At 41.2% G+C, this 3,677-nt stretch carries 5 protein-coding genes and 1 pseudogene; 5 read left to right on the top strand and 1 reads right to left on the bottom strand.

Annotated features, from left to right (window positions below; genetic code table 11):
• Window positions 1–174: 174 nt before the first annotated feature.
• From P0Y67_RS22395 to P0Y67_RS22380, 4 genes are all read left to right on the top strand, one after another.
• Window positions 175–546, top strand: a complete 372-nt coding sequence (locus tag P0Y67_RS22395) for a nuclear transport factor 2 family protein (protein WP_342393663.1) — start codon at window positions 175–177, stop codon at window positions 544–546.
• 117 nt (window positions 547–663) lie between these two features.
• Window positions 664–1,059: a hypothetical protein gene (locus tag P0Y67_RS22390; protein ID WP_342393662.1), complete on the top strand. Its 396-nt coding sequence runs from the start codon at window positions 664–666 to the stop codon at window positions 1,057–1,059.
• 511 nt (window positions 1,060–1,570) lie between these two features.
• Window positions 1,571–2,041: a hypothetical protein gene (locus P0Y67_RS22385; protein ID WP_218387398.1), complete on the top strand. Its 471-nt coding sequence runs from the start codon at window positions 1,571–1,573 to the stop codon at window positions 2,039–2,041.
• A gap of 172 nt (window positions 2,042–2,213) precedes the next feature.
• Window positions 2,214–2,615 (top strand): hypothetical protein, encoded by a 402-nt coding sequence (locus tag P0Y67_RS22380; RefSeq protein ID WP_342393661.1) that lies wholly within the window; start codon window positions 2,214–2,216, stop codon window positions 2,613–2,615.
• A 33-nt stretch (window positions 2,616–2,648) separates the two neighbouring features.
• Here P0Y67_RS22380 and P0Y67_RS22375 read toward each other — a convergent pair.
• Window positions 2,649–2,780 (bottom strand): annotated as a pseudogene (locus P0Y67_RS22375) (IS110 family transposase); the annotation flags it as partial.
• A 258-nt stretch (window positions 2,781–3,038) separates the two neighbouring features.
• On the opposite strand from P0Y67_RS22375, the gene P0Y67_RS22370 reads away from it, so the two are divergent.
• Window positions 3,039–3,428, top strand: a complete 390-nt coding sequence (locus tag P0Y67_RS22370) for a lysozyme inhibitor LprI family protein (protein WP_218385842.1) — start codon at window positions 3,039–3,041, stop codon at window positions 3,426–3,428.
• Window positions 3,429–3,677: the final 249 nt, after the last annotated feature.

Below are 3,677 nucleotides of genomic sequence, written 5' to 3'. Positions count from 1 at the left end.
ATCGGTGATCTTCTGCGTGGATACTTAAAACCATGTTTGGCAAAATCAATGCCATAAATAGAATCTGACATGGTGGCCTATTTTGAATAGATCATAAGACTTACCAAATGTGGCAGAGCCTGATGAGGGGGAGTCTATGTCATTCGTTATATGTTTTTCAGGATTGGAGATATTGTGGAAGTTTTAATTGAGCAGGAAATAGCCTTACATCAATATGAAACTAGGCAAAATCTTGATGAAGTAACAAGGTTACTTCATCCGAGTTTCAAGGAGGTTGGTCGTTCTGGACGTACTTTCAGCTATGCTTCTATCGTAGAAATGATGCAAAGTGAAGAGCCTTCAAGTGGCTATATTCACTCACAGGAATACGATTGTATTCAGCTAGAGCCTTCCGTTCAGTTACTTTTGTATAAATCTGCTTGGGTATCAGAAACAGGTGAAATCGGAGCTTTTTCTAAGCGCTCTTCTATCTGGGTGTTCACTGGGCAGAATTGGCAAATGAAATACCACCAAGGAACACCATGCCCAGAATTTGAGTTTGTGTAGTAGTGATTAGGACAAAAAGTAATTTGGTGGCCTCCTGTAGTTACAGGATTAGACTTACCAAGTGTGGCAAAGCCTGATGAGGGGGAATTTATGTTTTTTTATTCGCAAGGGGTTCAAATGAAAGGTTTTAAGTTGGTGTTGTTATTCTTATTGCCTGTTATTATCGTAGGTAAAGAATATTTCCCTCGCTTTATGGAAAATCAGCAGCTAGAAGATTTAAAAGAACAGTTTCAGAGTCTTCTATTTGATAAAGATAACAAAGTCAAAGTTACTTCAATAAGAATGGAAGAGAACGTCATAGCGCTAAAGGTTAATATTTCAAATGTGGAAATAAATGAAACAAATAAGGAATCTATCGCCCAGAACTCGAGGGAAATCCTGCCTGAAAAAATATTCAATAGTGCAGGGCTGAGTGAATGGTTAGCGAATGGTAAGTGGATTTCAATTGATGTTACGGCTAACGGAGTTAAGGCGATAACCAATGTTAGAATTGCTCACGAGGATTGCACATAACGAGGCTACATGGATTCCCCCGGCGGTCAACAATAGCGTCAGGTAATGCAAGGTTTGGGAATGCCGCTCTACATATGGTCTGTTTATTGGCATCGATGCCATCACTGCGCGGTTGAAGTTCCTCATTCGTTAGAAGGCATCGAAAGTGCCCGCCGCATTATCATGTTTTCCCGCAGAAAGGCCTGAATCTTACATCTTCTTTGGAAGATGGCCGAACTTAGCTATCTCTGGTCCAGTAATGAGTGGCGCCAGAGGTTTACATCCCGATAATGGCGGGTGGGATATTGGAAATATCGAGAGAACTTTTGAGCTTGATATTATTTTTGAATCAACACCTTGCCTTGATGATCTTCACCATGGATACTTAAAACCATGTTTGGCTAAATCAATGCCATAGACAAATTGTGACATGGTGGTCTCCAGGGATTCGGTAATCAGACACTACTAAGTGTGGCAATGTCTGATGAGGGGGAGTCCATGTCATTCGTTATACGAAACTAGAGTTCGGATCATGAGAGAAGCAAAATTACTACTTACAGCTTTTAGCCTATTTATTTTAGGGGGCTGCGACATTATATACGGTGTTTCTCGATATTCCCCAGTTGGCGCTGTAAGGCTTCCTATTGAATGTATGGTAGAGGCGACAAAATCAGTTGCTGGTGTTTCTGATGTGGAGCACCGGACAGAGGAAGGCAGTCGAGATTTAACTTTCGGTGGTGTACAGCAACCAGAAATTATTGATAGGTTTTTCTACATCTACAATGGTTTAAACGGAAATTACTATTTTCGAACCAACTACGAAGGCATAGCTGAGTTTCAACATACATACATTGATATCAATCGCCGTCCTCCCCAATCTGAAATTGATAAGATCAGACCAGTGATGATTCAGATTGAAAACTCTGTTAGCCAAAACTGCCAAATAGACATATCTACAAAAACTATCGAAAGTTGTATGGGAGTTATTTGCGAAGGCGTATAGCAAAGCCAAGCACAATCGTCCATGCAAAAAAGCACATTTAGGGTACTTATATGACTAGACGCTTAACAAGGGGCGGCAACAGACTGTCAAAAGTGTCACTTAAATTGCTGGCGCAATTACGCGCCACTTTTCCAGTCGCTGTGACCGGCGTTAGCAGAATAAGGATGATTCAATGAGTCTAGTTAAAGTTTTTTATCAACAGAGAGAAAATGGTACTGAGCTTGTGAATCATGAAAGAGATCTAAAATTTCATCGTGAAGCTTGTGAAACTATCGACAATTACCCTTGGGAAAAAGAGTTGGAGTTGTTTGAAGAGTTAGGTGAAGGCGGTGGGTTCTTTTTCATGTTAGGCGGCATGGATGGCAAATTTGCTTCATATCAATTTACACCAGTCGAAAGTGACAGAGGCTTGTTGGATTTGCAAGTAGTTTCTAAGCCTGGTTTTATTGGGATATTTGGTCGCAAATCTGTTTCAGTAGATTTTAAGTTTGTTTCGATCCCAGAGGCCAAACAGCACATCAAAGAACTATTTGAATACTCAATTGATTCCTTGTACCAAAAATATCGGAAGTAAAATTCAGCTAACAAACGACTATGGCGTCAATCATTAAATTAACGCCGTTTTTTCTTCCCATTGGGAGCCATCTCGTAGCATCACATTGAGGATGACAACCATCTTCCTGACGCATGCAATGATGGCTACTTTTTTCGGTTTTCTTTCAGCCAGAAGTCGTTGATAGTCACGATATAGGCGGGTGGGATATTGGCAAATGTCGAGAGAACCCTTGAGCTTGATATTATTTTTTGAAGCAACACCTTGCCTGGTGATCTTCACCGTGGATACTAAAGCTATGTTTTGCTAAATCAATGCCATAAATAGATTGTGATAGGGCGACCTCCGGTAATTCATAGTCAGACTTACCAAATGTGGCAGAGCCTGATGATGAGGAGTCCATCATTCGTTAGGTACCTGGAGGTAAATTTGAACAAATCACTCATGATATTGGCGTTTGTATCTACGTTTGTTTGGGCTTCTGATAGTGTTGAAGACCCCTGTAATGTACAAGGTGGAGGAGTTACGGCCGGTTATCTGTGTGTCGAAGAGAAAATGAAAACCGCAGATATGGAACTCAATAAAACCTATCAGGAAGCAATAGATAGAATCAGTGAGGAAGAAGCATTATTGCGGAATACGTGGTCAAAAACCGAACTGGTGGCACCATTCAGAAAAGCTCAACGGGCTTGGTTAAAATACAGAGATGCCGAGTGTGAATTTGCAGGTATTTCTTCAACTCCGTCACCTTGGCAAGGGGTTCAAGTTGAAGAATGTAAGCTAAGAATGACTCTAGATCGAGTAGAGTACTTTAAGCGCGTATTTGTAGATTGACCCAAGGCAGCTAACAAATAACGATAAGTGTCACGCAGCCGTCATTTTTCCAGATGTTGGACAAGCTCGAAGCGGCGTTATTATAGAAATAGTTTGGTTGAGCGCTGTAGTGCGTTCCTCCGCTTGCGGTGTGGCTGCCATTCTCCTTGTCCTGTTCGCTGTGTCCAAAAATATTGGATCAGATCAGTCCAATGACGAGTAATAAACCAGCGTTATCCACAACACCAGGGAAAAATTCAGGACGAATTT

Origin of the sequence: Photobacterium sp. SP02 (genome assembly GCF_038519165.1) — a bacterium.
GTDB classification, from domain to species: domain Bacteria; phylum Pseudomonadota; class Gammaproteobacteria; order Enterobacterales; family Vibrionaceae; genus Photobacterium; species Photobacterium halotolerans.
This window is presented reverse-complemented; position numbering and strand designations above follow the sequence as displayed.

Excerpts from the sequence above, each read along its gene's own strand:
- P0Y67_RS22390 (WP_342393662.1), top strand. The coding sequence starts at position 664 with ATGAAAGGTTTTAAGTTGGTGTTGTTATTCTTATTGCCTGTTATTATC.
- P0Y67_RS22385 (WP_218387398.1), top strand. The coding sequence starts at position 1,571 with ATGAGAGAAGCAAAATTACTACTTACAGCTTTTAGCCTATTTATTTTA.
- P0Y67_RS22380 (WP_342393661.1), top strand. The coding sequence starts at position 2,214 with ATGAGTCTAGTTAAAGTTTTTTATCAACAGAGAGAAAATGGTACTGAG.
- P0Y67_RS22370 (WP_218385842.1), top strand. The coding sequence starts at position 3,039 with ATGATATTGGCGTTTGTATCTACGTTTGTTTGGGCTTCTGATAGTGTT.